Origin of the sequence: Streptococcus nidrosiense (assembly GCF_042140045.1) — a bacterium.
Lineage (GTDB): Bacteria > Bacillota > Bacilli > Lactobacillales > Streptococcaceae > Streptococcus > Streptococcus nidrosiense.
In genome coordinates, this window is record NZ_CP152419.1 from 475,427 (window position 1) to 501,513 (window position 26,087).

At 40.2% G+C, this 26,087-nt stretch carries 40 protein-coding genes and 2 pseudogenes; all 42 read left to right on the forward strand.

The window, feature by feature from the left end; all coding sequences use genetic code 11:
- Positions 1-11 precede the first annotated feature (11 nt).
- The 42 genes and pseudogenes from AAFQ93_RS02290 (at position 12) to jag (ending at position 26,069) form a co-directional block, all read left to right on the forward strand.
- Positions 12-1,565, forward strand: coding sequence for a damage-inducible protein CinA (locus AAFQ93_RS02290; protein ID WP_375555497.1), 1,554 nt, complete (start codon positions 12-14; stop codon positions 1,563-1,565).
- A gap of 118 nt (positions 1,566-1,683) precedes the next feature.
- On the forward strand, positions 1,684-3,891 hold the full coding sequence (gene nrdD, locus AAFQ93_RS02295) for an anaerobic ribonucleoside-triphosphate reductase (protein WP_375555498.1): 2,208 nt from the start codon (positions 1,684-1,686) through the stop codon (positions 3,889-3,891).
- A gap of 11 nt (positions 3,892-3,902) precedes the next feature.
- On the forward strand, positions 3,903-4,067 hold the full coding sequence (locus AAFQ93_RS02300; RefSeq protein ID WP_375555499.1) for a hypothetical protein: 165 nt from the start codon (positions 3,903-3,905) through the stop codon (positions 4,065-4,067).
- 12 nt (positions 4,068-4,079) lie between these two features.
- Positions 4,080-4,580: a GNAT family N-acetyltransferase gene (locus tag AAFQ93_RS02305; RefSeq protein ID WP_375555500.1), complete on the forward strand. Its 501-nt coding sequence runs from the start codon at positions 4,080-4,082 to the stop codon at positions 4,578-4,580.
- A 5-nt stretch (positions 4,581-4,585) separates the two neighbouring features.
- Positions 4,586-4,672, forward strand: a pseudogene (locus tag AAFQ93_RS02310) (anaerobic ribonucleoside-triphosphate reductase activating protein); the annotation flags it as partial.
- A gap of 343 nt (positions 4,673-5,015) precedes the next feature.
- Positions 5,016-5,516, forward strand: coding sequence for a GNAT family N-acetyltransferase (locus AAFQ93_RS02315; RefSeq protein WP_223140412.1), 501 nt, complete (start codon positions 5,016-5,018; stop codon positions 5,514-5,516).
- 4 nt (positions 5,517-5,520) lie between these two features.
- Complete coding sequence (nrdG, locus tag AAFQ93_RS02320) at positions 5,521-6,117, forward strand: anaerobic ribonucleoside-triphosphate reductase activating protein (protein WP_223140413.1); 597 nt, start codon at positions 5,521-5,523, stop codon at positions 6,115-6,117.
- A pseudogene (locus AAFQ93_RS02325) lies at positions 6,114-6,737 on the forward strand (uridine kinase). Before nrdG ends, AAFQ93_RS02325 begins: the two are co-directional and overlap by 4 nt.
- A gap of 264 nt (positions 6,738-7,001) precedes the next feature.
- The gene (gene rpsJ, locus AAFQ93_RS02330) at positions 7,002-7,310 is read left to right on the forward strand and encodes a 30S ribosomal protein S10 (protein WP_001284513.1); all 309 of its coding nucleotides are present in this window, start codon (positions 7,002-7,004) and stop codon (positions 7,308-7,310) included.
- Between the two features lie 82 nt (positions 7,311-7,392).
- Positions 7,393-8,019 carry a 50S ribosomal protein L3 gene (gene rplC / locus AAFQ93_RS02335; protein WP_000160197.1) on the forward strand — a complete coding sequence of 209 codons (627 nt, stop codon included), beginning with the start codon at positions 7,393-7,395 and terminating at the stop codon, positions 8,017-8,019.
- A 24-nt stretch (positions 8,020-8,043) separates the two neighbouring features.
- Complete coding sequence (rplD, locus tag AAFQ93_RS02340) at positions 8,044-8,667, forward strand: 50S ribosomal protein L4 (RefSeq protein WP_000024549.1); 624 nt, start codon at positions 8,044-8,046, stop codon at positions 8,665-8,667.
- Positions 8,667-8,963: a 50S ribosomal protein L23 gene (locus AAFQ93_RS02345; protein ID WP_001055347.1), complete on the forward strand. Its 297-nt coding sequence runs from the start codon at positions 8,667-8,669 to the stop codon at positions 8,961-8,963. The genes rplD and AAFQ93_RS02345 overlap by 1 nt, the downstream gene beginning before the upstream one ends.
- A 17-nt stretch (positions 8,964-8,980) precedes the next feature.
- Positions 8,981-9,814 (forward strand): 50S ribosomal protein L2, encoded by an 834-nt coding sequence (gene rplB, locus AAFQ93_RS02350; RefSeq protein ID WP_000512914.1) that lies wholly within the window; start codon positions 8,981-8,983, stop codon positions 9,812-9,814.
- 104 nt (positions 9,815-9,918) lie between these two features.
- Positions 9,919-10,200 carry a 30S ribosomal protein S19 gene (gene rpsS, locus AAFQ93_RS02355; protein WP_000533766.1) on the forward strand — a complete coding sequence of 94 codons (282 nt, stop codon included), beginning with the start codon at positions 9,919-9,921 and terminating at the stop codon, positions 10,198-10,200.
- Between the two features lie 11 nt (positions 10,201-10,211).
- Positions 10,212-10,556, forward strand: a complete 345-nt coding sequence (rplV, locus tag AAFQ93_RS02360; RefSeq protein ID WP_000818137.1) for a 50S ribosomal protein L22 — start codon at positions 10,212-10,214, stop codon at positions 10,554-10,556.
- A gap of 12 nt (positions 10,557-10,568) precedes the next feature.
- On the forward strand, positions 10,569-11,222 hold the full coding sequence (rpsC, locus tag AAFQ93_RS02365) for a 30S ribosomal protein S3 (protein WP_000529936.1): 654 nt from the start codon (positions 10,569-10,571) through the stop codon (positions 11,220-11,222).
- A gap of 3 nt (positions 11,223-11,225) precedes the next feature.
- Positions 11,226-11,639 carry a 50S ribosomal protein L16 gene (rplP, locus tag AAFQ93_RS02370; protein WP_000960948.1) on the forward strand — a complete coding sequence of 138 codons (414 nt, stop codon included), beginning with the start codon at positions 11,226-11,228 and terminating at the stop codon, positions 11,637-11,639.
- Positions 11,640-11,648: 9 nt separating this feature from the next.
- The gene (rpmC, locus tag AAFQ93_RS02375) at positions 11,649-11,855 is read left to right on the forward strand and encodes a 50S ribosomal protein L29 (RefSeq protein WP_000772918.1); all 207 of its coding nucleotides are present in this window, start codon (positions 11,649-11,651) and stop codon (positions 11,853-11,855) included.
- A 24-nt stretch (positions 11,856-11,879) separates the two neighbouring features.
- Positions 11,880-12,140 (forward strand): 30S ribosomal protein S17, encoded by a 261-nt coding sequence (rpsQ, locus tag AAFQ93_RS02380; protein WP_000440801.1) that lies wholly within the window; start codon positions 11,880-11,882, stop codon positions 12,138-12,140.
- A 25-nt stretch (positions 12,141-12,165) separates the two neighbouring features.
- Positions 12,166-12,534: a 50S ribosomal protein L14 gene (gene rplN, locus AAFQ93_RS02385; RefSeq protein WP_000616548.1), complete on the forward strand. Its 369-nt coding sequence runs from the start codon at positions 12,166-12,168 to the stop codon at positions 12,532-12,534.
- Positions 12,535-12,617: 83 nt separating this feature from the next.
- Positions 12,618-12,923, forward strand: coding sequence for a 50S ribosomal protein L24 (rplX, locus tag AAFQ93_RS02390; RefSeq protein WP_000497691.1), 306 nt, complete (start codon positions 12,618-12,620; stop codon positions 12,921-12,923).
- A 23-nt stretch (positions 12,924-12,946) separates the two neighbouring features.
- Positions 12,947-13,489 (forward strand): 50S ribosomal protein L5, encoded by a 543-nt coding sequence (gene rplE / locus AAFQ93_RS02395; protein ID WP_000013542.1) that lies wholly within the window; start codon positions 12,947-12,949, stop codon positions 13,487-13,489.
- A gap of 17 nt (positions 13,490-13,506) precedes the next feature.
- Complete coding sequence (locus AAFQ93_RS02400) at positions 13,507-13,692, forward strand: type Z 30S ribosomal protein S14 (RefSeq protein WP_001085699.1); 186 nt, start codon at positions 13,507-13,509, stop codon at positions 13,690-13,692.
- A 213-nt stretch (positions 13,693-13,905) separates the two neighbouring features.
- Positions 13,906-14,304, forward strand: a complete 399-nt coding sequence (rpsH, locus tag AAFQ93_RS02405; protein ID WP_000245504.1) for a 30S ribosomal protein S8 — start codon at positions 13,906-13,908, stop codon at positions 14,302-14,304.
- Between the two features lie 187 nt (positions 14,305-14,491).
- Entirely contained in the window at positions 14,492-15,028 is a 537-nt protein-coding gene (gene rplF, locus AAFQ93_RS02410) for a 50S ribosomal protein L6 (protein WP_000086625.1), read from the forward strand.
- 83 nt (positions 15,029-15,111) lie between these two features.
- Entirely contained in the window at positions 15,112-15,468 is a 357-nt protein-coding gene (rplR, locus tag AAFQ93_RS02415; RefSeq protein WP_000624044.1) for a 50S ribosomal protein L18, read from the forward strand.
- A gap of 17 nt (positions 15,469-15,485) precedes the next feature.
- Positions 15,486-15,980: a 30S ribosomal protein S5 gene (gene rpsE, locus AAFQ93_RS02420; RefSeq protein WP_000874203.1), complete on the forward strand. Its 495-nt coding sequence runs from the start codon at positions 15,486-15,488 to the stop codon at positions 15,978-15,980.
- A 13-nt stretch (positions 15,981-15,993) separates the two neighbouring features.
- On the forward strand, positions 15,994-16,176 hold the full coding sequence (gene rpmD / locus AAFQ93_RS02425) for a 50S ribosomal protein L30 (protein ID WP_000057243.1): 183 nt from the start codon (positions 15,994-15,996) through the stop codon (positions 16,174-16,176).
- Positions 16,177-16,322: 146 nt separating this feature from the next.
- The gene (rplO, locus tag AAFQ93_RS02430; protein ID WP_000766079.1) at positions 16,323-16,763 is read left to right on the forward strand and encodes a 50S ribosomal protein L15; all 441 of its coding nucleotides are present in this window, start codon (positions 16,323-16,325) and stop codon (positions 16,761-16,763) included.
- Between the two features lie 12 nt (positions 16,764-16,775).
- Positions 16,776-18,086, forward strand: a complete 1,311-nt coding sequence (gene secY, locus AAFQ93_RS02435; protein ID WP_049526520.1) for a preprotein translocase subunit SecY — start codon at positions 16,776-16,778, stop codon at positions 18,084-18,086.
- Positions 18,087-18,241: 155 nt separating this feature from the next.
- A complete protein-coding gene (locus AAFQ93_RS02440) occupies positions 18,242-18,880 on the forward strand; it encodes an adenylate kinase (protein ID WP_223140416.1) in 639 nt (212 codons plus the stop codon).
- A 117-nt stretch (positions 18,881-18,997) separates the two neighbouring features.
- Entirely contained in the window at positions 18,998-19,216 is a 219-nt protein-coding gene (gene infA / locus AAFQ93_RS02445) for a translation initiation factor IF-1 (RefSeq protein WP_001029883.1), read from the forward strand.
- Between the two features lie 24 nt (positions 19,217-19,240).
- Positions 19,241-19,357 carry a 50S ribosomal protein L36 gene (gene rpmJ, locus AAFQ93_RS02450; protein WP_001808836.1) on the forward strand — a complete coding sequence of 39 codons (117 nt, stop codon included), beginning with the start codon at positions 19,241-19,243 and terminating at the stop codon, positions 19,355-19,357.
- Between the two features lie 17 nt (positions 19,358-19,374).
- Entirely contained in the window at positions 19,375-19,740 is a 366-nt protein-coding gene (rpsM, locus tag AAFQ93_RS02455; protein ID WP_000090783.1) for a 30S ribosomal protein S13, read from the forward strand.
- A 17-nt stretch (positions 19,741-19,757) separates the two neighbouring features.
- Positions 19,758-20,141, forward strand: a complete 384-nt coding sequence (gene rpsK / locus AAFQ93_RS02460) for a 30S ribosomal protein S11 (protein ID WP_001118385.1) — start codon at positions 19,758-19,760, stop codon at positions 20,139-20,141.
- A 42-nt stretch (positions 20,142-20,183) separates the two neighbouring features.
- Positions 20,184-21,119 (forward strand): DNA-directed RNA polymerase subunit alpha, encoded by a 936-nt coding sequence (locus tag AAFQ93_RS02465; RefSeq protein WP_000568996.1) that lies wholly within the window; start codon positions 20,184-20,186, stop codon positions 21,117-21,119.
- Between the two features lie 11 nt (positions 21,120-21,130).
- Entirely contained in the window at positions 21,131-21,517 is a 387-nt protein-coding gene (rplQ, locus tag AAFQ93_RS02470) for a 50S ribosomal protein L17 (RefSeq protein ID WP_000331495.1), read from the forward strand.
- 464 nt (positions 21,518-21,981) lie between these two features.
- Positions 21,982-22,248, forward strand: a complete 267-nt coding sequence (locus tag AAFQ93_RS02475) for an ACT domain-containing protein (RefSeq protein WP_000644115.1) — start codon at positions 21,982-21,984, stop codon at positions 22,246-22,248.
- Between the two features lie 9 nt (positions 22,249-22,257).
- Complete coding sequence (locus tag AAFQ93_RS02480; RefSeq protein WP_223140417.1) at positions 22,258-23,595, forward strand: PFL family protein; 1,338 nt, start codon at positions 22,258-22,260, stop codon at positions 23,593-23,595.
- 329 nt (positions 23,596-23,924) lie between these two features.
- Entirely contained in the window at positions 23,925-24,296 is a 372-nt protein-coding gene (gene rnpA, locus AAFQ93_RS02485) for a ribonuclease P protein component (RefSeq protein WP_045762469.1), read from the forward strand.
- Complete coding sequence (locus tag AAFQ93_RS02490) at positions 24,271-25,098, forward strand: YidC/Oxa1 family membrane protein insertase (protein ID WP_186821479.1); 828 nt, start codon at positions 24,271-24,273, stop codon at positions 25,096-25,098. Before rnpA ends, AAFQ93_RS02490 begins: the two co-directional genes overlap by 26 nt.
- Positions 25,099-25,112: 14 nt before the next feature.
- On the forward strand, positions 25,113-26,069 hold the full coding sequence (jag, locus tag AAFQ93_RS02495; RefSeq protein WP_049504883.1) for an RNA-binding cell elongation regulator Jag/EloR: 957 nt from the start codon (positions 25,113-25,115) through the stop codon (positions 26,067-26,069).
- Positions 26,070-26,087 lie beyond the last annotated feature (18 nt).

Consider the following 26,087-nt stretch of genomic DNA (forward strand, 5'->3'; position numbering starts at 1 on the left):
GGAGAGAATGAATGAACGTATATGGCAGATTAGAAGAGGAACCAACTCCATCTTGGACGGGAATTCAGGATGATTTAGTTGGGAAAGAGGAGCGCTTCGAGGATGAACCAAGTTCATTTGCTCCCTTACCATTATTTAAGATCCTAATCTGGAGCACTCTAGTTGTACTTGTATCTGTAGTTCTTCCTTTCTTGCTAGGACTAACTAGCCCAGAGCAGGCACAAGATTTTTATATCGGATGGGCTATGCACCAGGGGGGAGATATCTACACAGACTATTTTGGAACAAGTGGTCTTCTCTATTACTTTTTACAGTATCTAAGCAAGGGTAGTATTTTGTTTGCAGCCTTGACTTGGCTTGCTCTAGTGGGTGCTGGGATTTTTCTTTTCCGTTCAACTTATACCTTGACGGAGGAGAACAAGCAGTCGCAACAAGTGTTGACCATCTTTTATCTTCTTGCTGGAGGACTTAGCTTTGGCGGTGGCAATGCCACTATTTTGGCCCTTCCATTCCTGTTTTACGCTCTCAGTTTAGTAACTAGGTATTTGGTAGAGTATAATCATGACAAAGGTTTCGTGCGTATTGGGATTAGCCTGGCTCTAGCATTTTTCTTCGCCCCTCTCGTCACAACTTTATATGCTCTAGTCTTATTCTTTGCTTTGTTAGCCTTTAATATTGGGCGTGGTCGCTTGGTTCATGGGCTCTATCAATTCTTTGCAGCTGGTCTTGGATTCTCGTTCTTCTTTTATCCAATTGGTTACTATACGGCTTATAATGGGAGTTTTGGGAACGCTATCAGTCAGATCCTCTATCCAGTAGATAGTTTGAAATTTATGTCCAATCCAGCCTTACTGGACAACCTCCTTTTTTATGGATTGTTAACAATTGGTCTTGGAGGCTTAAGGCTCGTATTTACAGGACTCTTCCAGTCTAAACCAACCAAGCAATACGTCTTATCTATTTTTACTTCAGTAGCGATCCTATTGTTACTAGGATTGGAAATTTTCTCTACAGAACCGATTCACGGTAGTCGTATAGCTGAGTTCCTTCCTTTCTTGTCCATTCTTTTATTGACTCATATTCGAACTGGGAAATTAGAAGGAGCTAATCGTCGTAGAAAACATCGAGAAGTACCCTCAATATGGGCAGTATTTCTTCAGGGTAATGTCTATTTGCCAGTTTTAGCTTTGGCCTACCTATTTTTGACTCCTCTGGTAGCCCGTTATGTTCTTCACTCAGAACAATATCAAGAACGTGCTCGTATGGAAACTACGGTTAAAGGACAAACACAGGCAACCGATCGTATTTATATATGGGATGATCTTACTAGTGGTTATAAGACTAGTGAACGTTTAGCAGCTAGTCAGTTGCTATCACCAAAATTATATACTGGCCTTGATGCAAATCGTAGCAAACTTGTCAATGATTTACGTGATAATCAGCCTAAAGTGATTGTGGTCAATACCAAAACAGCTCTCTGGACGGAAGTGGAACAGCTTCTAGCAGAAAGCTACCAACCAGTTCAAAGTGAATTCAAAGACTTTAAACTTTACAAATTAAAATAAAATAATCAATATCTAGTGTAAATTTTATGAAAATAGGAATTTTGACACTAGATATTGATTTTTATTTTTTTAGTGATATAATACTTTTTAGATAATAGTTTTAGAAAAGAGCCTGGATATGATTGTATTAGAAGAGAAAATAAGCCCTGATCCAACCTTATTCGTTGAAAAGCGCGACGGTAGACGCGTCATTTTTGATGTGGATAAGATTGATAAAGCCTTACACAAGGCTGCAGAAAAAGTCATGGATGTAACCCCCTTGGTAGAAAAGCGTCTTAATACTCTAATTGAACGTATTGTAGAAGAGGTTCATAGTCGCTTTCCTCAAGGTGTAAAAATCTATGAAATCCAAAACATCGTAGAACATGAGTTATTGGAAGCTAAAGAATATGCCTTGGCAGAGGAATATATCACTTATCGAACTCAAAGGGATTTTGAGCGCTCAAAAGCAACAGATATCAACTTCAGTATCCATAAACTTCTCAACAAAGACCAGGCAGTTGTCAATGAGAATGCTAATAAAGATAGTGATGTTTTTAATACCCAGCGTGATTTGACGGCGGGGATTGTTGGGAAATCAATCGGTCTTCAAATGCTTCCTAAGCATGTAGCTAATGCCCACCAAAAAGGGGATATCCACTATCACGATTTGGACTATAGCCCTTACACCCCGATGACCAACTGCTGTCTGATTGATTTCAAGGGGATGTTGGAAAATGGTTTTAAGATTGGGAATGCTGAGGTAGAGAGCCCCAAGTCTATCCAAACTGCGACAGCGCAGATTTCACAAATCATCGCCAACGTTGCATCAAGCCAGTATGGAGGCTGTTCAGCAGACCGTATTGATGAAGTCTTGGCTCCTTATGCAGAAAAAAATTACCAAAAACACCTCAAGGATGCTGAGGAATGGGTCCTACCTGATAAACGCGAAGAATATGCTTGGAAGAAAACCCAAAAAGACATCTATGATGCTATGCAATCATTGGAGTATGAAATCAATACCCTCTTCACTTCAAATGGTCAAACGCCATTTACTTCCCTTGGTTTCGGTCTAGGAACCAATCGTTTTGAACGAGAAATTCAAAAGGCTATCTTGAACATTCGAATCAAGGGGCTTGGTTCAGAACATCGTACAGCTATCTTCCCTAAATTGATCTTCACTCTTAAAAGAGGACTTAACTTGGAGGAAGGTTCTCCTAACTACGATATCAAGCAGTTGGCCCTTGAGTGTGCAACTAAGCGCATGTATCCAGATGTCTTGTCTTATGATAAGATTATTGAGTTGACAGGTTCTTTCAAAGTTCCGATGGGATGTCGTTCATTCCTTCAAGGATGGAAGGATGAAAATGGAGTTGAAGTTAACTCTGGCCGTATGAATCTAGGTGTCGTGACGGTCAATCTTCCTCGTATTGCCCTTGAATCTGAAGGCGACTTGAACAAGTTCTGGGAAATTTTCAACGAACGTATGAATATCGCAGAAGATGCTCTAGTTTATCGTGTGGAAAGAACCAAGGAAGCCACTCCAGCTAATGCACCAATTCTTTATCAATATGGAGCCTTCGGACGCCGTCTCGGAAAAGAAGAAAGTGTTGACAAACTCTTTAAGAACCGTCGTGCTACTGTTTCGCTTGGCTACATTGGACTTTATGAGGTGGCAACAGTCTTTTTTGGCAACAATTGGGAAACCAATCCAGAAGCTAAAGAATTCACCCTTGATATCATTCGAGATATGAAACATCGAGTAGAAGAGTGGTCAGACCAATATGGCTATCACTTCTCAATTTATTCAACACCATCTGAAAGTTTAACGGACCGTTTCTGTCGTTTGGATACAGAGAAATTCGGTTCTATTCCAGATATAACGGATAAAGAGTACTACACAAATTCCTTCCATTATGATGTGCGTAAAAATCCAACTCCTTTTGAAAAATTGGACTTCGAGAAGGTTTATCCAGAAGCGGGTGCATCAGGTGGCTTTATCCATTACTGTGAGTACCCAGTTCTTCAACAAAATCCAAAGGCCTTGGAAGCTGTTTGGGACTATGCTTATGATCGAGTAGGTTATCTAGGAACTAATACTCCGATTGATCGTTGCTACAAGTGTGATTTTGAAGGAGATTTTGATCCAACTGAGAGAGGCTTTGCTTGTCCCAACTGTGGTAATAGCGATCCTAAAACAGTAGATGTGGTTAAACGAACCTGCGGATATCTTGGAAACCCACAAGCGCGTCCGATGGTCAACGGTCGTCACAAGGAAATCGCAGCACGTGTCAAACATATGAACGGTTCAACTATTAAAACAGCAGGACATGAAGTAAGAAATTAGAAAGAGATAGAATGGGAAAATATCAATTAGATGATAAGGGCAAGGCCTTGGTTCAACGATTCCACGAAAAACATTCAAAGGGTGGAGTCAATAAAAAAGACCGAGTGGCTAGCCTAAGAGAGCAATTTTTAAATAAGAATAAAAAAAGTGAGAGTCCGCTCTCGCTTTTCTCTTAGCTGGAGGTAAAGATGATATTACGCAGACCAACATTGGCAGATAAGGAAGCTGTTGTAGATATGATAGAGGAGTTTGAAGAGACCCAATCGACCCACAATGGCGGATTTTGGGATATTGAGAATTTCTCTTACGAGGACTGGCTAGAAACTGGCCGAAATAAAGAAATGGGAATAGGATTGCTGGAAAATCGCGTTCCATCAATTCAGTTCGTATTGTTTGATGAATCAGGCCATGCTTTAGGTTTTTTAAATTTACGATTGAGACTGAATGAGGGACTGCTGAATTATGCAGGGAATATAGGATATTCTATTCGCCCATCTGAAAGAGGTAAAGGTTATGCTAAGGAAGCTCTCCGTCAGGGCTTGCAAATTGCCAAGGAAAAGAACATCCATCGTGCTCTGGTGACTTGTAGCACGGAAAATCCTACCAGCCGAGCTGTTATCTTAGCTAATGGTGGGCAGTTAGAGGATGTTCGAAATGGAACGGAGCGGTATTGGATAGACTTGGAGTAGAAAGCATGACATGGAATACACCAAAACCAGGCGAGTGGAAGAGTGAAGAACTCAGTCAAGGGCGTATCATTGACTATAAGGCTTTTAACTTTAAACAGTAGATGTTGTTAAACAAACTTGTGGCTATCTTGGAAACCCACAAGCTCGGCCGATGGTCAACGGACGTCATAAGGAAATTGCTGCGCGTGTCAAACAACTGAACGGTTCTACTATCAAAACAGCAGGACATGAAGTAAGAAATTAGAAAGAAAAAGAATGGGAAAATATCAATTAGACGATAAAGGTAAGGCCTTGGTCCAACGATTCCACGAAAAGCATTCGAAAGGTGGAAGCAGCAAAAAAGACCGAGTAGCTAGCCTTAGAGAACAGTTTTTAAACAAAAAACAAGAAAAAGTGAGAATTGCCTCTCGCTTTTCCTATAGCGGGGAGGGGAATATGGAACTACGCAGACCAAGATTAGCAGATAAAGAAACAGTTTTAGAGATGATGGCAGAGTTTGAAAAGAACCAATCAGCCCACGACGGTGGCTTTTGGGATGCTGAGGGTTTTTCTTACGAGAATTGGCTAGAAACTAACCTTAATAAAGAAATGGGAATAAATTTGCCTGAAAATCGTGTTCCTTCTATTCAATTTGTATCATTTGATGCTGTAGGTCAAGCTCTAGGATTTTTGAATCTGCGATTGAGACTGAATGAGGGTTTACTGAATTATGCTGGCCACATTGGCTACTCCATTCGTCCATCAGAAAGAGGCAAGGGCTACGCCAAAGAGTCCCTCCGACAAGGTCTACAAATTGCCAAGGAAAAGAATATTAAACGAGCTCTGGTGACTTGTAGCACGGAAAATCCTGCCAGCCGAGCTGTTATTTTAGCTAACGGTGGTGTCTATGAGGATGTTCGTAGTGGAACGGAGCGCTATTGGATAGAGTTGGAGTAGAAGGATGACATGGAATACACCAAAGCCTGGCGAGTGGAAGAGTGAAGAACTCAGTCAAGGGCGTATCATTGACTATAAGGCTTTTAACTTTGTCGATGGAGAGGGGGTGCGCAATTCTCTCTATGTAGCAGGTTGTATGTTTCACTGCGAGGGCTGTTATAATGTTGCGACCTGGTCTTTCAATGCTGGTATCCCGTATACGCCAGAGTTAGAAGAACAAATCATGGCAGATCTGGCCCAACCCTATGTTCAAGGATTGACTTTATTAGGAGGAGAGCCTTTCCTCAATACAGGTATAATCTTACCTCTCGTAAAACGCATTCGTAAGGAATTGCCAGAAAAAGATATCTGGTCCTGGACAGGCTACACCTGGGAAGAAATGCTGTTAGAAACTCCAGATAAGCTAGAACTTTTATCATTGATTGACATCCTTGTCGATGGTCGGTATGACAAAAGCAAAAGAAATCTTATGCTTCAGTTCCGTGGCTCTTCCAACCAACGGATTATCGATGTGCAAAAGTCTCTCCAAAGTGGAAAAGTAGTTATTTGGGACAAGCTTAATGATGGGAAGCAAAGCTATGAACAGGTGAAGAGAGAATGAAGAAAAAAGAGTTAGTAGAAAGACTAGTATCAGAAATAGAGTCTGGAAAAGTAAAAACGCTGGGTATTTACGGTCATGGAGCTTCAGGGAAATCAACTTTTGCTCAAGAATTGTACCAAGAACTTGATTTCAAAAAGGTAAATTTACTAGAGACAGATCCCTATATTACTTCGGAACGACATTTAGTGGTACCTAAAGAGACACCGGACCAAAAGGTGACAGCATGTTTACCAGTAGCGCATGAGCTGGCAAGTTTACAAAGAGATATCCTCGCTTTGCAGGCGGGTATGGATGTTTTGACAATAGAAGAACCTTGGAAGGCTAGTGAGGTCTTATCGGGAGCAAAACCAATTCTGATAGTCGAAGGGATGTCTGTGGGTTTTCTGCCCAAGGAACTCTTTGACAAAACCATTTGATTCTACACAGATGAGGATACCGAATTAAAGAGGCGACTAGCTCGAGATACGACTGTGAGAAATCGTGATACAAAATTTATATTGGCTAGTCAACAGATGAGACGGATGCAGTATCTACAATACTATAAAGAAACCGAATCAAGAGCAGATATCTTGGTAGATCAATCAGATGATAAATTTCAAATTAAAACTAAAATTATATAGAAGAAAAGTCAGATAATCCAGCACTTAAATATGCAAAATTATTAAAATGGAATAAGAAAACAGTTTCATTCGAAAAATTAAAAAAATCCTGTCAAATCCCTTGCAATCGCAGGGGCTTTGTGTTATTCTATTATGGTGCTGTAAATTACAGCTTTAGCTTTGATGCAAGAGGTTGCGACACGCTCGGTTGCATTGCCACGCAACGCGCGTCGGTTTTCTTGTGGAGCTAGCCTATTATCTTAAATAGACGAAAAGGAGAAAAAGATGGCAAACAAAAAAATCCGTATCCGTTTGAAAGCTTACGAACACCGTACGCTTGACACAGCGGCTGCAAAAATCGTAGAATCAGCTACTCGTACAGGTGCACAAGTTGCGGGTCCAATCCCACTTCCAACTGAGCGTAGCCTCTACACAATCATTCGTGCGACTCACAAATACAAAGACTCTCGCGAACAATTTGAAATGCGTACACACAAACGTTTGATCGATATCGTTAACCCAACTCAAAAAACAGTTGACGCTTTGATGAAATTGGATCTTCCAAGTGGTGTAAACGTAGAAATCAAACTTTAATTTAAAGCTTGATAACTTGAGCATAAAAAACGCTCGTTAAAAACTTTTTGAATAAAAAATATAGAAAAGGAACTATTTTCTCATGACAAAAGGAATCTTAGGGAAAAAAGTGGGAATGACTCAAATCTTCACTGAAGCTGGCGAATTGATCCCTGTAACAGTTATTGAAGCAACTCCAAACGTTGTTCTTCAAGTTAAAACTGTTGAAACAGACGGATACAACGCTATCCAAGTTGGTTTCGATGACAAACGCGAAGTATTGAGCAACAAACCTGCTAAAGGACATGTAGCAAAAGCTAACACGGCTCCTAAGCGCTTCATTCGTGAATTCAAAAACGTTGAAGGCTTGGAAGTTGGAGCTGAAATCACAGTTGAAACTTTCGCAGCTGGAGATGTTGTTGACGTAACTGGTACTTCTAAAGGTAAAGGTTTCCAAGGTGTTATCAAACGCCACGGACAATCACGTGGACCTATGGCTCACGGTTCTCGTTACCACCGTCGCCCAGGTTCTATGGGACCTGTTGCACCTAACCGCGTATTCAAAGGTAAAAACCTTGCAGGACGTATGGGTGGCGACCGTGTAACAATTCAAAACCTTGAAGTTGTACAAGTTGTTCCAGAAAAGAACGTTATCCTTATCAAAGGTAACGTACCAGGTGCTAAGAAATCTCTTATCACTATCAAATCAGCAGTTAAAGCTGGTAAATAATAAGGAAAGGGGAATACAGTCAAAATGGCAAATGTAACATTATTCGACCAAACTGGTAAACAAGCGGGCGAAGTTGTTCTTAACGATGCAATCTTTGGTATCGAACCAAACCAATCTGTTGTGTTTGATGTCATCATCAGCCAACGTGCTAGCCTTCGTCAAGGAACTCACGCTGTTAAAAACCGTTCAGCCGTTTCAGGTGGCGGACGCAAACCATGGCGTCAAAAAGGAACTGGACGTGCTCGTCAAGGTTCTATCCGCTCTCCACAATGGCGTGGTGGTGGAATCGTCTTCGGACCAACTCCACGTAGCTATGCGTACAAACTTCCTCAAAAAGTTCGTCGCCTTGCACTAAAATCTGTTTACTCAGAAAAAGTTGCTGAAAACAAATTTGTAGCCGTTGATTCTCTTGAATTTACAGCTCCAAAAACTGCTGAATTTGCAAAAGTTCTTGCAGCTTTGAGCATCGATTCTAAAGTCCTTGTTATTCTTGAAGAAGGAAACGAATTCGCAGCTCTTTCAGCTCGTAACCTTCCAAACGTGAAAGTTGCGACTGCTACAACTGCAAGTGTTCTTGACATCGCAAATAGTGACAAACTTCTTGTTACTCAAGCAGCTATCTCTAAAATCGAGGAGGTTCTTGCATAATGAATTTGTATGATGTTATCAAAAAACCTGTTATCACTGAAAGCTCAATGGCTCAACTTGAAGCAGGAAAATATGTATTTGAAGTTGACACTCGTGCGCACAAACTTTTGATCAAGCAAGCTGTTGAAGCTGCTTTCGAAGGTGTTAAAGTTGCAAATGTTAACACAATCAACGTAAAACCTAAAGCTAAACGTGTTGGGCGTTACACTGGTTTTACTAACAAAACTAAAAAAGCTATCATCACTCTTACAGCTGATTCAAAAGCAATCGAGTTGTTTGCTGCTGAAGCTGAATAATCTAAGGAGGAAATATCGTGGGAATTCGTGTTTATAAACCAACAACAAACGGTCGCCGTAATATGACTTCTTTGGATTTCGCTGAAATCACAACAAGCACACCAGAAAAAACTTTGCTTGTTGCTTTGAAGAACAAGGCTGGTCGTAACAACAACGGTCGTATCACAGTTCGTCACCAAGGTGGTGGACACAAACGTTTCTACCGTTTGGTTGACTTCAAACGTAACAAAGATAACGTTGAAGCAGTTGTTAAAACTATCGAGTACGATCCAAACCGTTCTGCAAACATCGCTCTTGTACACTACACTGACGGTGTGAAAGCATACATCATCGCTCCAAAAGGTCTTGAAGTTGGTCAACGTATCGTTTCAGGTCCTGAAGCAGATATCAAAGTAGGTAACGCTCTTCCACTTGCTAACATCCCAGTTGGTACTTTGGTCCACAACATTGAGTTGAAACCAGGTCGTGGTGGTGAATTGGTTCGTGCTGCTGGAGCTTCTGCTCAAGTATTGGGACAAGAAGGTAAATACGTTCTTGTTCGTCTTCAATCAGGCGAAGTTCGTATGATTCTTGGAACTTGTCGTGCTACAGTTGGTGTTGTCGGAAACGAACAACATGGACTTGTAAACCTTGGTAAAGCAGGACGTAGCCGTTGGAAAGGTATCCGCCCAACAGTTCGTGGTTCTGTAATGAACCCTAACGATCACCCACACGGTGGTGGTGAAGGTAAAGCACCAGTTGGTCGTAAAGCACCATCTACTCCATGGGGCAAACCTGCTCTTGGTCTTAAAACTCGTAACAAGAAAGCGAAATCTGACAAACTTATCGTTCGTCGTCGCAACGAGAAATAATTTAAAACTAGTCGCTTAAGCAACTAGGAAATTCCGCCAGCTCGGTAGCGCTCCTTGTGAGCGCAAGCCGCTGTGGTACAAAATTTAAAGGAGAAAATATAAAAATGGGACGCAGTCTTAAAAAAGGACCTTTCGTCGATGAGCATTTGATGAAAAAAGTTGAAGCTCAAGCTAACGACGAAAAGAAAAAAGTTATCAAAACTTGGTCACGTCGTTCAACGATCTTCCCAAGTTTCATTGGTTACACAATCGCAGTTTATGATGGACGTAAACACGTACCTGTTTACATCCAAGAAGACATGGTAGGTCACAAACTTGGTGAATTCGCACCAACTCGTACTTACAAAGGTCACGCCGCAGACGACAAGAAGACACGTAGAAAATAAGGAGAACATAAATGGCAGAAATTACTTCAGCTAAAGCAATGGCTCGCACAGTACGTGTTTCACCTCGTAAATCACGTCTTGTTCTTGACAACATCCGTGGTAAAAGCGTAGCCGATGCAATCGCAATTTTGACATTCACTCCAAACAAAGCTGCTGAAATCATCTTGAAAGTTTTGAACTCAGCTGTAGCTAACGCTGAAAACAACTTTGGTTTGGATAAAGCTAACTTGGTAGTATCTGAAGCATTCGCAAACGAAGGACCAACTATGAAACGTTTCCGTCCACGTGCGAAAGGTTCAGCTTCACCAATCAACAAACGTACAGCTCACATCACTGTAGCTGTTGCAGAAAAATAAGGAGGTAAAATCGTGGGTCAAAAAGTACATCCAATTGGTATGCGTGTCGGCATCATCCGTGATTGGGATGCCAAATGGTATGCTGAAAAAGAATACGCGGATTACCTTCATGAAGATCTTGCAATCCGTAAATTCGTTCAAAAAGAACTTGCTGACGCAGCTGTTTCAACTATTGAAATTGAACGCGCAGTAAACAAAGTTAACGTTTCACTTCACACTGCTAAACCAGGTATGGTTATCGGTAAAGGTGGTGCTAACGTTGATGCACTCCGTGCTAAACTTAACAAATTGACTGGAAAACAAGTACACATCAACATCATCGAAATCAAACAACCTGATTTGGATGCTCACCTTGTTGGTGAAGGAATTGCTCGTCAATTGGAGCAACGTGTTGCTTTCCGTCGTGCACAAAAACAAGCAATCCAACGTGCTATGCGTGCTGGAGCTAAAGGAATCAAAACTCAAGTATCAGGTCGTTTGAACGGTGCAGATATCGCCCGTGCTGAAGGATACTCTGAAGGAACTGTTCCACTTCACACACTTCGTGCAGATATCGATTACGCTTGGGAAGAAGCAGACACTACATACGGTAAACTTGGTGTTAAAGTATGGATCTACCGTGGTGAAGTTCTTCCAGCTCGTAAAAACACTAAAGGAGGTAAATAACCAATGTTAGTACCTAAACGTGTTAAACACCGTCGTGAATTCCGTGGTAAAATGCGCGGTGAAGCTAAAGGTGGAAAAGAAGTAGCATTCGGTGAATACGGTCTTCAAGCTACAACTAGCCACTGGATCACTAACCGCCAAATCGAAGCTGCTCGTATCGCCATGACTCGTTACATGAAACGTGGTGGTAAAGTTTGGATTAAAATCTTCCCACACAAATCATACACAGCTAAAGCTATCGGGGTTCGTATGGGATCTGGTAAAGGGGCACCTGAAGGTTGGGTAGCACCAGTTAAACGTGGTAAAGTAATGTTTGAAGTTGCTGGTGTATCTGAAGAGATCGCTCGCGAAGCGCTTCGTCTTGCTAGCCACAAATTGCCAGTTAAATGTAAATTCGTAAAACGTGAAGCAGAATAAGGAGAAGGCATGAAACTTAATGAAGTAAAAGAATTTGTTAAAGAACTTCGTGGTCTTTCTCAAGAAGAACTCGCGAAGCGCGAAAACGAATTGAAAAAAGAATTGTTTGAACTTCGTTTCCAAGCTGCTACAGGTCAATTAGAACAAACAGCTCGCTTGAAAGAAGTTAAAAAACAAATCGCTCGTATCAAAACAGTTCAATCTGAAGCGAAATAATAGACTAGGGAAGGAGAAATTTCAATGGAACGCAATAATCGTAAAGTTCTTGTTGGACGTGTTGTATCTGACAAAATGGACAAGACAATCACAGTTGTAGTTGAAACAAAACGTAACCACCCAGTCTATGGTAAACGTATTAACTACTCTAAAAAATACAAAGCACATGATGAAAACAATGTTGCCAAAGAAGGCGATATCGTACGTATCATGGAAACTCGTCCGCTTTCAGCTACAAAACGTTTCCGTCTTGTAGAAGTCGTTGAAGAAGCGGTTATCATCTAATCAAACCTGAAAGGAGAAAACTGAAATGATTCAAACAGAAACTCGTTTGAAAGTCGCAGACAACAGCGGTGCACGCGAAATCTTGACTATCAAAGTTCTTGGTGGTTCTAAACGTAAATTTGCGAACATCGGTGATGTTATTGTGGCATCTGTAAAACAAGCTACTCCTGGTGGTGCGGTTAAAAAAGGTGACGTTGTTAAAGCAGTTATCGTTCGTACTAAATCAGGTGCTCGTCGTGCTGATGGTTCATACATCAAATTTGACGAAAATGCAGCAGTTATCATCCGTGAAGATAAAACTCCTCGCGGAACACGTATCTTTGGCCCAGTTGCACGTGAATTGCGTGAAGGTGGCTTCATGAAGATCGTGTCACTTGCTCCAGAAGTACTTTAATTTTCACAGAGCAAAAACAAACAAACACAGTCCCCTGGCTTAGCCAGGGTGCCCACTGGGCGTAAGAATAAAAGGAGAAAAAAATGTTTGTAAAAAAAGGCGACAAAGTTCGCGTAATCGCTGGTAAAGATAAGGGAACAGAAGCTGTTGTCCTTACTGCCCTTCCAAAAGTAAACAAAGTTATCGTTGAAGGTGTTAACATCGTTAAGAAACACCAACGTCCAACTAACGAACTTCCTCAAGGTGGTATCATCGAGAAGGAAGCAGCTATCCACGTATCAAACGTTCAAGTTTTGGACAAAAATGGTGTAGCTGGTCGTGTTGGTTACAAATTTGTAGACGGTAAAAAAGTTCGCTACAACAAAAAATCAGGCGAAGTGCTTGATTAATCACGAAGGAAAGGAGAAGTATAATGGCAAATCGTTTAAAAGAAAAATATCTTAATGAAGTAGTTCCTGCTTTGACAGAACAATTCAACTACTCATCAGTGATGGCTGTGCCTAAAGTAGATAAGATCGTTTTGAACATGGGTGTTGGTGAAGCTGTATCAAACGCTAAAAGCCTTGAAAAAGCTGCTGAAGAATTGGCGCTTATCTCAGGTCAAAAACCACTTATCACTAAAGCTAAAAAATCAATCGCCGGCTTCCGTCTTCGTGAAGGTGTTGCGATCGGTGCAAAAGTTACCCTTCGTGGTGAACGTATGTACGAATTCTTGGATAAATTGGTTTCAGTTTCACTTCCACGTGTGCGTGACTTCCATGGTGTTCCAACAAAATCATTTGATGGACGCGGAAACTACACACTTGGTGTGAAAGAACAATTGATCTTCCCAGAAATCAACTTTGATGACGTTGACAAAACTCGTGGTCTTGACATCGTTATCGTAACTACTGCTAACACTGACGAAGAGTCACGTGCATTGCTTACAGGCCTTGGAATGCCTTTTGCAAAATAATATAGGAGGTATAACTAATGGCTAAAAAATCTATGATTGCTAAGAACAAACGCCCAGCGAAGTTCTCTACTCAAGCATACACTCGCTGTGAACGTTGTGGACGTCCACACTCAGTTTACCGCAAGTTTAAACTTTGCCGTGTTTGCTTCCGTGAATTGGCATATAAAGGTCAAATCCCTGGTGTAACAAAAGCATCTTGGTAATATCATGATACAAAGAGCGTAACAACCATAGCAAAAATAGGAGATTTGGTGCAGGAGCGATGCTCCAAGACAAATCTATCTTTTTTGCCCAGGTTGTAGCTCGTGTTCAAATGAGAGTTATCTTATTTGAATGTGTCAATACTATCTGAGCTTAGCTCAATCATTAACTAGCAAGTGCAACTTGCAAACTACTAGTAAGAGGAGAAAAATAAAATGGTTATGACTGACCCAATCGCAGACTTCCTAACTCGTATTCGTAACGCTAACCAAGCAAAACACGAAGTACTTGAAGTACCTGCATCAAACATCAAAAAAGGGATTGCTGAAATCCTTAAACGCGAAGGTTTTGTTAAGAACGTAGAAATCATCGAAGATGACAAACAAGGCATCATCCGTGTATTCCTTAAATACGGACCAAACGGTGAAAAAGTTATCACAAACTTGAAACGTGTTTCTAAACCAGGACTTCGTGTCTACAAAAAACGTGAAGACCTTCCAAAAGTACTTAACGGTCTTGGAATTGCTATCCTTTCAACTTCTGAAGGTTTGCTTACTGATAAAGAAGCACGCCAAAAGAACGTTGGTGGAGAAGTTATCGCTTACGTTTGGTAATATTTAGCTCCCAACTTCTTTGTGACTCGTCGTTATCGTCTCTTGCCTAACCCAAAGTTATGCCTGCGAGACGATGCCTAGATTCACTTTGAAATTGAAACCTAAATATTCCTTTAAATCGAGAAATCGATTTAACCCCGTGAAAACTGGCCAACAAGGCCTGACAATTTAACAGGAGAATAAAAACATGTCACGTATTGGTAATAAAGTTATCGTGTTGCCTGCTGGTGTTGAAATCACTAACAATGACAACGTTGTAACTGTAAAAGGACCTAAAGGAGAACTTACTCGTGAGTTCTCAAAAGATATTGAAATTCGTGTGGAAGGTACTGAAGTAACTCTTCACCGTCCAAACGATTCAAAAGAAATGAAAACTATCCACGGAACTACTCGTGCTCTTTTGAACAACATGGTTATTGGTGTATCAGAAGGATTCAAGAAACAACTTGAAATGCGTGGGGTTGGTTACCGTGCACAACTTCAAGGATCAAAACTTGTTTTGGCTGTTGGTAAATCACATCCAGACGAAGTTGAAGCTCCAGAAGGAATTACTTTTGAACTTCCAAACCCAACAACAATCGTTGTTAGCGGAATTTCAAAAGAAGTAGTTGGTCAAACAGCTGCTTACGTACGTAGCCTTCGTTCACCAGAACCTTACAAAGGTAAAGGTATCCGTTACGTTGGCGAATATGTTCGTCTTAAAGAAGGTAAAACAGGTAAATAATATTGAGTGGTTGATTTTCAGCTACCAATATCATTTCCAACTTTGTGCATAGCACACGATTTAAAACTAAAGAGGTGAAAACTGTGATTTCTAAACCAGATAAAAACAAACTCCGCCAAAAACGCCACCGTCGCGTTCGCGGAAAACTCTCTGGAACTGCTGATCGCCCACGTTTGAACGTATTCCGTTCTAATACAGGCATCTACGCTCAAGTTATTGATGACGTAGCGGGTGTAACGCTCGCAAGTGCTTCAACTCTTGACAAAGAAGTTTCAAAAGGAACAAAAACTGAACAAGCCGTTGCTGTCGGTAAACTCGTTGCAGAACGTGCAAACGCTAAAGGTATTTCAGAAGTGGTGTTCGACCGCGGTGGATATCTATATCACGGACGTGTGAAAGCTTTGGCTGATGCAGCTCGTGAAAACGGATTGAAATTCTAATAGGAGGACACTAGAAAATGGCATTTAAAGACAATGCAGTTGAATTAGAAGAACGCGTAGTTGCTGTTAACCGTGTTACTAAAGTTGTTAAAGGTGGACGTCGTCTTCGTTTTGCAGCTCTTGTAGTCGTTGGTGACCACAATGGTCGCGTAGGATTTGGTACTGGTAAAGCTCAAGAAGTTCCAGAAGCAATCCGCAAAGCAGTAGAAGATGCTAAGAAAAACTTGATCGAAGTTCCTATGGTTGGAACAACAATCCCACACGAAGTTATTTCAGAATTCGGTGGAGCTAAAGTATTGTTGAAACCTGCTGTAGAAGGTTCTGGGGTTGCCGCTGGTGGTGCTGTTCGTGCCGTTATCGAGTTGGCAGGTGTAGCTGATGTTACATCTAAATCTCTTGGCTCAAATACTCCAATCAACATTGTTCGTGCAACTGTTGAAGGTTTGAAACAATTGAAACGCGCTGAAGAAGTTGCTGCCCTTCGTGGTATTTCAGTTTCTGATTTGGCATAAGAAAGGGGATAAAATGGCTCAAATTAAAATTACTTTGACTAAGTCTCCAATCGGACGCATTCCATCACAACGTAAAACTGTTGTAGCACTTGGACTTGGCAAATTGAACAGCTCTGTTATTAAAGAAGATAACCCAGCAGTACGTGGTATGATCACTGCAGTATCTCACTTGGTAACAGTTGAAGAAGTAAACTAATTAAATTTTAGGGGATGTGCAGTATACCATCCCCTAAAACTAGATATAGTCATCTTTGATGACAAACGTATAGGCGAGTTGATAGGAGAGACAACCTTTTCTCTCTTATCGGCGCTAGCATTTTACAAAAGAGGAGAAAATATATAATGAAACTTCATGAATTGAAACCTGCAGAAGGTTCTCGTAAAACTCGTAACCGTGTTGGTCGTGGTACTTCATCAGGTAACGGTAAAACATCTGGTCGTGGTCAAAAAGGTCAAAAAGCTCGTAGCGGTGGCGGAGTACGTCTTGGTTTTGAAGGTGGACAAACTCCATTGTTCCGTCGTCTTCCAAAACGTGGATTCACTAACATCAACGCTAAAGAATACGCAATTGTTAACCTTGACCAATTGAACGTCTTTGAAGATGGTGCAGAAGTAACTCCAGTTGTTCTTATCGAATCAGGAATTGTTAAAGCTGAAAAATCAGGTATCAAAATTCTTGGTAACGGTGAGTTGACTAAGAAATTGTCTGTAAAAGCAGCTAAATTCTCTAAATCAGCTGAAGAAGCTATCACTGCTAAAGGTGGTTCAGTAGAAGTCATCTAAGAGAGGTGACCTATGTTTTTTAAATTATTGAGAGAAGCCTTCAAAGTCAAGCAAGTTCGATCAAAAATTCTTTTTACAATTTTTATCGTCTTTGTCTTCCGTATCGGGACTAGCATTACGGTTCCATGGGTGAATGCCAATAGCTTGAATGCTTTGAGTGGTCTATCTTTTCTAAATATGTTAAGTTTGGTGTCTGGTAATGCCATGAAAAACTTTTCAGTTTTTGCACTTGGTGTTAGTCCATACATTACTGCTTCTATCGTTGTCCAACTCTTACAAATGGATTTATTACCGAAGTTTGTAGAGTGGGGCAAACAAGGGGAAGTTGGTCGTAGAAAGTTGAACCAGGCAACTCGATATATTGCCCTTGTTCTTGCATTCGTGCAATCTATCGGAATTACAGCTGGTTTTAATGCTTTATCTGGAGCCAAACTTTTGACTGTTCCTCTAACACCACAAGTTTTCCTTGTGATTGGAGCAATCCTAACAGCGGGTAGTATGATTGTAACTTGGTTGGGAGAGCAAATTACTGATAAGGGTTATGGGAATGGTGTTTCCATGATTATCTTTGCGGGGATTGTTGCTTCAATTCCTGATATGATCAAGGGTATCTATGTTGACTATTTTGTGAACGTACCAAGCGACCGCTTGACTTCATCCCTCATTTTTGTTGCTATCTTAATCGTAGCAGTCTTATTGATTGTTTACTTTACAACTTATGTTCAACAAGCTGAATATAAGATACCAATTCAGTATACTAAGGTAGCACAAGGAGCACCGTCAAGTTCCTATCTTCCATTGAAGATTAACCCTGCAGGAGTTATTCCAGTTATCTTTGCTAGCTCAATTACAGCAGCACCAGCGGCAATTTTACAATTTGTAAGTGCATCTGGTCTTGATTGGGCCTGGGTACGTAGTGCTCAGGAGTTACTATCTACAACAGCTCCTACAGGTATCGCTTTGTACGCTCTGTTGATTATCCTCTTTACATTCTTCTATACATTTGTACAGATTAATCCAGAGAAGGCAGCAGAAAATTTGCAAAAGAGCGGTGCTTATATCCACGGTGTCCGTCCTGGTAAAGGGACAGAAGAGTATATGTCAAAACTTCTTCGTCGTCTCGCAACAGTCGGTTCCCTCTTCTTAGGTGTTATTTCTATTTTACCTATTGTAGCTAAGGATTTATTCGGTCTTTCAGAAGTAGTTGCTTTTGGGGGAACAAGTCTTTTGATCATTATCTCAACAGGTATTGAAGGAATTAAACAATTGGAAGGTTATTTATTGAAACGTAAGTATGTTGGTTTCATGAATACAACAGAATAATTGTAATAGAAAAGAAAATTCACTATTGCTCAGAGAGTGGAGTTTAAAAATCAAAGACCTTGTCAGATTTTTATCTCCTCTCTTCTATTTTGTTTTTAAATAGGAGTTGAAATGAATTTTTGCTTCTATTTAAAAATAAAAAAGGAGTTTGAATCATGAATCTTTTGATTATGGGCTTACCTGGTGCAGGTAAGGGTACACAAGCAGCAAAAATTGTCGAACAATTTCATGTTGCTCATATCTCAACAGGTGATATGTTCCGTGCGGCAATGGCTAACCAAACTGAAATGGGTGTCTTAGCTAAGTCTTATATCGACAAAGGCGAGTTAGTTCCAGATGAAGTCACAAACGGAATCGTTAAAGAACGTTTGGCTCAAGATGACATTAAGGAAAAAGGATTCCTCTTAGACGGTTTCCCTCGTACCATTGAACAAGCCCACGCTTTGGATCAAATTTTGGTAGACCTTGGTCTTGAACTTGAGGGTGTAATCAATATTGAAGTAGATCCATCATGTCTACTCGAACGTTTGAGTGGTCGTATCATTCACCGTGAAACTGGCGAAACTTTCCACAAAGTTTTCAACCCACCAGTTGACTACAAAGAAGAAGACTATTACCAACGTGAAGATGACAAACCTGAAACAGTAAAACGTCGTTTGGATGTCAATATTGCCCAAGGTGAACCGATTATTGCCCACTATCGTGCTAAAGGTTTGGTACATGATATCGAAGGTAATCAAGATATCAATGATGTCTTTGCAGATATCGAAAAAGTATTGACAAAATTGAAATAAAAGCGTTTTTCATGCTTGCAAAATGTCTCTACAAATGTTATACTGAGTTAGTCTGACTTATAATTGTTGTCTCTGTGTCTAGAGGCATCAAATCGAAATTTATGGAGGTACTTTTGCGTGGCAAAAGACGATGTGATTGAAGTTGAAGGTAAAGTAGTTGATACTATGCCGAATGCAATGTTTACGGTTGAACTTGAAAATGGACATCAGATTTTAGCAACAGTTTCTGGTAAAATTCGTAAAAACTATATTCGTATTTTAGCGGGAGATCGTGTTACTGTCGAAATGAGTCCATATGACTTGACACGTGGACGTATCACTTACCGCTTTAAATAATCGAAAAACTTGGAGGGATAAGAAATGAAAGTAAGACCATCGGTCAAACCAATTTGCGAATACTGTAAAGTAATTCGTCGTAATGGTCGTGTTATGGTAATTTGCCCAGCAAATCCAAAACACAAACAACGTCAAGGATAAGATAGAAAGGAGAAAACATGGCTCGTATTGCTGGAGTTGACATTCCAAATGACAAACGCGTAGTAATTTCATTGACTTATGTGTATGGTATCGGACTTCCAACATCTAAGAAAATCTTGGCAGCTGCTGGAATTTCAGAAGATGTACGTGTTCGCGATCTTACACCAGATCAAGAAGATGCTATCCGTCGTGAAGTGGATGCAATTAAAGTTGAAGGTGACCTTCGTCGTGAAGTTAACTTGAACATCAAACGTTTGATGGAAATCGGTTCATACCGTGGTATCCGTCACCGTCGTGGACTTCCTGTCCGTGGACAAAACACTAAAAACAACGCTCGCACTCGTAAAGGTAAAGCTGTTGCGATTGCTGGTAAGAAAAAATAATATAGGAGGTAAAAGTCTTGGCTAAACCAACACGTAAACGTCGTGTGAAAAAGAATATCGAATCTGGTATTGCTCATATTCACGCTACATTTAATAACACTATTGTTATGATTACTGATGTGCATGGTAATGCAATTGCTTGGTCATCAGCTGGTGCTCTTGGTTTCAAAGGTTCTCGTAAATCTACACCATTTGCTGCTCAAATGGCTTCTGAAGCTGCTGCTAAATCTGCACAAGAACACGGTCTTAAGTCAGTTGAAGTTACTGTTAAAGGTCCAGGTTCTGGTCGTGAGTCAGCTATTCGTGCTCTTGCTGCCGCTGGTCTTGAAGTAACAGCAATTCGTGATGTGACTCCAGTGCCACACAATGGTGCTCGTCCTCCAAAACGTCGCCGTGTATAATCATAACCTTACACTGCTTTTCGTTTAAGAGGGAGTAACTAAATGATCGAGTTTGAAAAACCAAATATAACAAAAATTGATGAAAATAAAGATTATGGCAAGTTTGTAATCGAACCGCTTGAACGTGGTTACGGTACAACACTTGGTAACTCTCTTCGTCGTGTACTTCTAGCTTCTCTTCCAGGGGCTGCTGTAACATCTATCAATATCGAAGGTGTATTGCATGAATTTGATACAGTTCCGGGTGTTCGCGAAGACGTGATGCAAATCATTCTGAACATCAAAGGTATTGCAGTAAAATCTTACGTTAAAGACGAAAAGATCATTGAACTAGATGTGCAAGGTCCTGCTGAAATTACAGCTGGAGATATCTTGACAGATAGCGACATTGAAATTGTAAATCCAGATCATTATCTCTTTACAATCGGTGAAGGTTCTTCTCTAAAAGCGACAATGACTGTTAACAGTGGTCGTGGATATGTACCTGCTGATGAAAACAAAAAAGATAATGCACCAGTTGGAACACTTGCTGTAGATTCTATTTATACACCAGTTACAAAAGTCAACTATCAAGTTGAACCTGCTCGTGTAGGTAGCAATGATGGTTTCGACAAATTAACCCTTGAAATCTTGACTAATGGAACAATTATTCCAGAAGATGCTTTAGGGCTTTCAGCACGTATCTTGACAGAGCACCTTGATTTGTTTACAAATCTTACAGAGATTGCTAAGTCAGCAGAAGTGATGAAAGAAGCTGATACTGAATCGGACGACCGTATCTTGGAACGTACGATTGAGGAACTTGACTTGTCTGTGCGTTCATATAACTGTTTGAAACGTGCCGGTATTAACACTGTGCATGATTTGACAGAAAAATCTGAAGCAGAGATGATGAAAGTAAGAAATCTTGGACGCAAGAGTTTGGAAGAAGTGAAAGTCAAACTCATTGATTTGGGTCTTGGATTAAAAGATAAATAAAGGAGGAATAAATGGCTTACCGTAAACTAGGACGCACTAGCTCACAACGTAAAGCAATGCTTCGCGATTTGACAACTGACCTTTTGATCAACGAATCAATCGTGACAACTGAAGCTCGTGCTAAAGAAATCCGTAAAACTGTTGAAAAAATGATTACTCTAGGTAAACGTGGTGATTTGCATGCACGTCGTCAAGCAGCTGCTTTCGTACGTAATGAAATCGCATCTGAAAACTATGATGAAGCAACTGATAAGTACACTTCTACTACAGTACTTCAAAAATTGTTCTCAGAAATCGCACCTCGTTATGCTGAACGTAACGGTGGATACACTCGTATCCTTAAAACTGAACCACGTCGTGGTGATGCAGCGCCAATGGCGATCATCGAATTAGTATAAAATCATCAATTTTGTTGAGTGTTATGATGATGGAGTCTTGTGCTCTTAGTCTAGCTCTGGTCTACCGCTAGGACTTATGTCCTAGCGGGAACACTCATCATAAGATGATAAGGTAGACGCTTGTTTACGAAATTGTTTTTTACTAAAGAACAATTTCGTAAGCAGGCGTTTTTGAGTATTTTAGTAAGAAATATGCTATACTATTGAAAAAGAAAATCAACAATGTTCATTTTTTCAAAAATATTCTATAAAGAGGTTATGAGCCAATATATTATCAGTTTTAAGTTCTAAACTAGCGACTTGGTAAAAAATATTATCCTGGTACAAGATCACCTAAGAGATTTTTTTAGGGTTTCAACTTGGATAATTATTCACTATTAAGTGATTTAGTTACTCTATCCTCCTTTTTCATTTTATTTTTGTCCAAAATGAATATCGTTCTGTGTTAGAAATGGAGTTTAATCATGAAAGCTATTATTACTGTTGTTGGTAAAGATAAATCTGGAATTGTTGCAGGTGTTGCGACAAAAATTGCTGAATTAGGCTTAAATATTGATGATATCTCACAAACAGTCTTGGACGAATTCTTTACTATGATGGCTGTGGTATCTAGTGATGAAAAACAAGATTTTACACATCTTAGAAACGAATTTGAGGTTTTTGGTCAGACTTTGAATGTCAAAATCAATATTCAAAGTGCTGCTATTTTTGATGCTATGTACAATATCTAGGAGGTATTTATGGATATTAGACAAGTTACCGAAACAATCGCAATGATTGAGGAGCAAAACTTCGACATTAGAACCATTACCATGGGGATTTCCCTTTTGGACTGTATTGATCCAGATATCAATCGTGCTGCGGACAAAATATATGAAAAGATTACTATAAAAGCAGCTAATTTAGTGGCTGTTGGAGATGAAATTGCGGCTGAGTTAGGAATTCCTATTGTGAATAAACGTGTGTCAGTAACTCCAATTTCCTTGATTGGTGCTGCTACTGATGCGACGGATTATGTAGTCTTAGCTAAAGCACTGGATAAAGCTGCGAAAAAAATTGGTGTTGACTTCATTGGTGGTTTTTCAGCCTTGGTACAAAAGGGTTATCAAAAAGGTGATGAAATCCTTATCAACTCCATTCCTCGTGCTTTGGCAGAAACGGATAAGGTTTGTTCATCAGTAAATATCGGTTCTACCAAATCGGGCATCAATATGACTGCAGTAGCGGATATGGGACGCATTATCAAGGAAACAGCTTCTTTATCTGATATGGGGGCGGCTAAATTGGTTGTATTTGCCAACGCGGTAGAGGACAATCCTTTTATGGCAGGCGCTTTTCATGGGGTTGGTGAAGCAGATGTCATCATCAATGTCGGTGTTTCTGGTCCAGGTGTTGTTAAACGTGCCTTGGAAAAGGTTCGTGGTCAGAGCTTTGATGTTGTTGCTGAAACTGTTAAAAAGACAGCCTTCAAGATTACCCGCATTGGTCAATTAGTTGGTCAAATGGCTAGTGAGCGACTTGGAGTTGATTTTGGAATTGTCGATCTGAGTTTGGCTCCAACTCCAGCAGTGGGTGATTCTGTAGCCCGTGTCCTTGAAGAAATGGGGCTAGAGACAGTTGGGACTCATGGAACGACTGCTGCCTTGGCTCTCTTGAACGATCAAGTTAAAAAAGGCGGAGTTATGGCTTGCAACCAAGTTGGTGGTTTGTCAGGTGCTTTCATCCCAGTTTCTGAGGACGAGGGGATGATTGCTGCAGTGCAAAACGGCTCCCTTAATTTGGAAAAACTAGAAGCTATGACGGCTATCTGTTCAGTTGGTTTGGATATGATTGCCATTCCTGAAGATACACCTGCAGAAACGATTGCGGCAATGATTGCGGATGAAGCTGCTATCGGAGTCATCAATATGAAAACAACTGCTGTACGTATTATTCCAAAAGGAAAAGAAGGCGATATGATTGAATTTGGTGGCCTTCTAGGAACGGCTCCAGTCATGAAAGTTAACGGTGCCTCGTCTGTTGACTTCATTGCACGTGGAGGGCAAATCCCGGCTCCAATCCATAGTTTTAAAAATTAAAAAGAAGTGGAATCTGTTTAAGTTGGGTTTAAGGAAAGACAGGTATACTATAACCATTAAATAAAGACCTCCTAACTTTATTTAATTAAAATCCTAACTTTTTCATAATAATCTCCTACAAAAGTCACTCCAAAGGGTGACTTTTGTTTTATCTCAAGAGAAAATAAAGAAAATAGCATGTTCAAATTTGTAAATTTGTTCAAAAATAAGATGATTTAAAGGATAAAACCAGTTTTTTCATTCTGTAAAATGGGCTAAAACCTTGCTATGATTGGCTTTTTGAAAAATTATGGTATAATAGTAGTAGTTTTAATAGATGGAGTTGAATTTTGAAAAAACGCTTTCGTGTAAAAAAAGAGAAAGATTTTAGTGCAATATTTAAAAAAGGGGAGAGTTTTGCTAATCGTAAATTTGTTATTTATCGATTAGAAAATAATGAACAGCATTTTCGAGTTGGCCTATCTGTCAGTAAAAAATTAGGAAACGCTGTCACGAGGAATCAGATCAAGAGAAGAATTCGACATATTCTGATTGAACATAAAAATCAGCTGGTTGAAAATGTAGATTTTGTTGTGATTGCTCGAAAAGGTGTTGAGATCTTGGACTACGCGGAAATGGAAAAAAATCTACTTCACGTATTAAAGTTATCAAAGATTTACCAGGAAGGAAATGGGAGTGAAAAAGAAATTACAGTTGACTAGCTTAATGGTGCTTGCTTTATTTGTGATGAGCGCCTGCACGGCTAGTGGTACGACGAGTGAGATTACAGCTGAATCAACAGATTTTTGGAGTAAATTTGTTTATTTTTTTGCTGAAATCATTCGCTTTTTATCATTTGATACAAGTATTGGTCTGGGGATTATTTTATTTACCCTTCTGATTAGAACCATTCTTTTACCAGTCTTTCAGATACAAATGGTGGCATCTAGAAAGATGCAAGAAGTACAACCACTGGTTAAGGAGTTGCGAGAACGTTATCCGGGACGGGATATGGAGAGCCGTACCAAGTTGGACCAAGAAATGCGTCAGTTGTTCAAGCAACATGGTGTCAAACAGTCAGCTTCTCTCTGGCCAATCTTAATCCAAATGCCAGTCTTGTTGGCCTTGTTCCAAGCTTTGAGTAGGGTAGAATTTCTAAAAACAGGTCATTTCTTATGGATTAACCTTGGTGGTGTAGATACGACTTTTGTTTTGCCTATTCTGGCAGCTATCTTTACTTTCCTTAGCACTTGGTTATCCAATAAGGCCATGGTTGAGAAAAATGGCGCCATGACAGGAATGATGTATGCAATGCCAGTCATGATTTTCTTCTTTGCCATGTATTCACCAAGTGGGGTTGCCTTATACTGGGCGGTATCCAATGCTTATCAGGTGCTCCAAACCTATCTGCTCAACAATCCATTTAAGATTATTGCAGAGCGTGAGGCGGGAGTACAGGCTAAGAAGGATTTAGAAATCAAGAAGAGAAAAGCTCTCAAGAAAGCACAGAAAAAGAAAAAGTAAGGAGGAATCTTGTAATGGTATTATTTACAGGTTCAACTGTTGAGGAAGCAATCCAAACGGGATTGAAGGAATTGGGGATTCCTAGAATGAAGGCGCATATCAAGGTTGTCTCAAGGGAGAAAAAAGGTTTCTTTGGCCTTTTTGGGAAGAAACCAGCGCAAGTTGATATCGAAGCAATTAGTGAGACAACTGTTGTGAAGGCAAATCAGCAAGCAGTTAAGGGAGTTCCAAAGGAAGTTAATGCTAAGAACGAACCCGTTAAGACTGTTAGTGAAGCAACAGTAGACTTAGGCCATGTTGTTGAAGCAATCAAAAAAATCGAGGAAGAAGGACAAGGGATCTCTGAAGAAGTTAAGGCCGAAATTCTTAAAAATGAGAAAGAAGCTAGTACAATTTTAGAGGAGACTGGTCATATTGCCATTCTAAAAGATTTACTGCCAGAAGAATCTAAAGAGCAGGAAGAAGTCGAGCAGAATGATGATTTAGAAAATCTAGGTTTGAAGATTGAACCGACCTATGATATTGACCAGGTGGTCGAAGAAGTAACCAACTATGTTCAAGGTATTATTGATGATATGGATGTTGAGGGAGCAATTTCAAGTACCTCAAATCGCCGTTCTATCAATATGCAAATTGATACCAATGAACCGGGTCGTATTATCGGTTACCATGGTAAGGTCTTGAAATCTCTTCAACTCTTAGCACAAAATTATCTTTATAACCGCTATTCAAGAACCTTCTATATTACCATCAATGTTAATGACTATGTAGAGCACCGTGCAGAAGTCTTGCAAAGCTATGCACAGAAGTTAGCTACACGTGTCCTAGAAGAGGGGCGAAGCCAGGTGACTGATCCAATGTCTAGTAGCGAACGTAAAATTATCCATCGTATCATCTCACGTATGGAAGGTGTTACTAGTTATTCAGAAGGTGATGAGCCAAATCGTTACGTTGTCGTGGATACAGAATAGTCAAAGCAAAATCAGGGT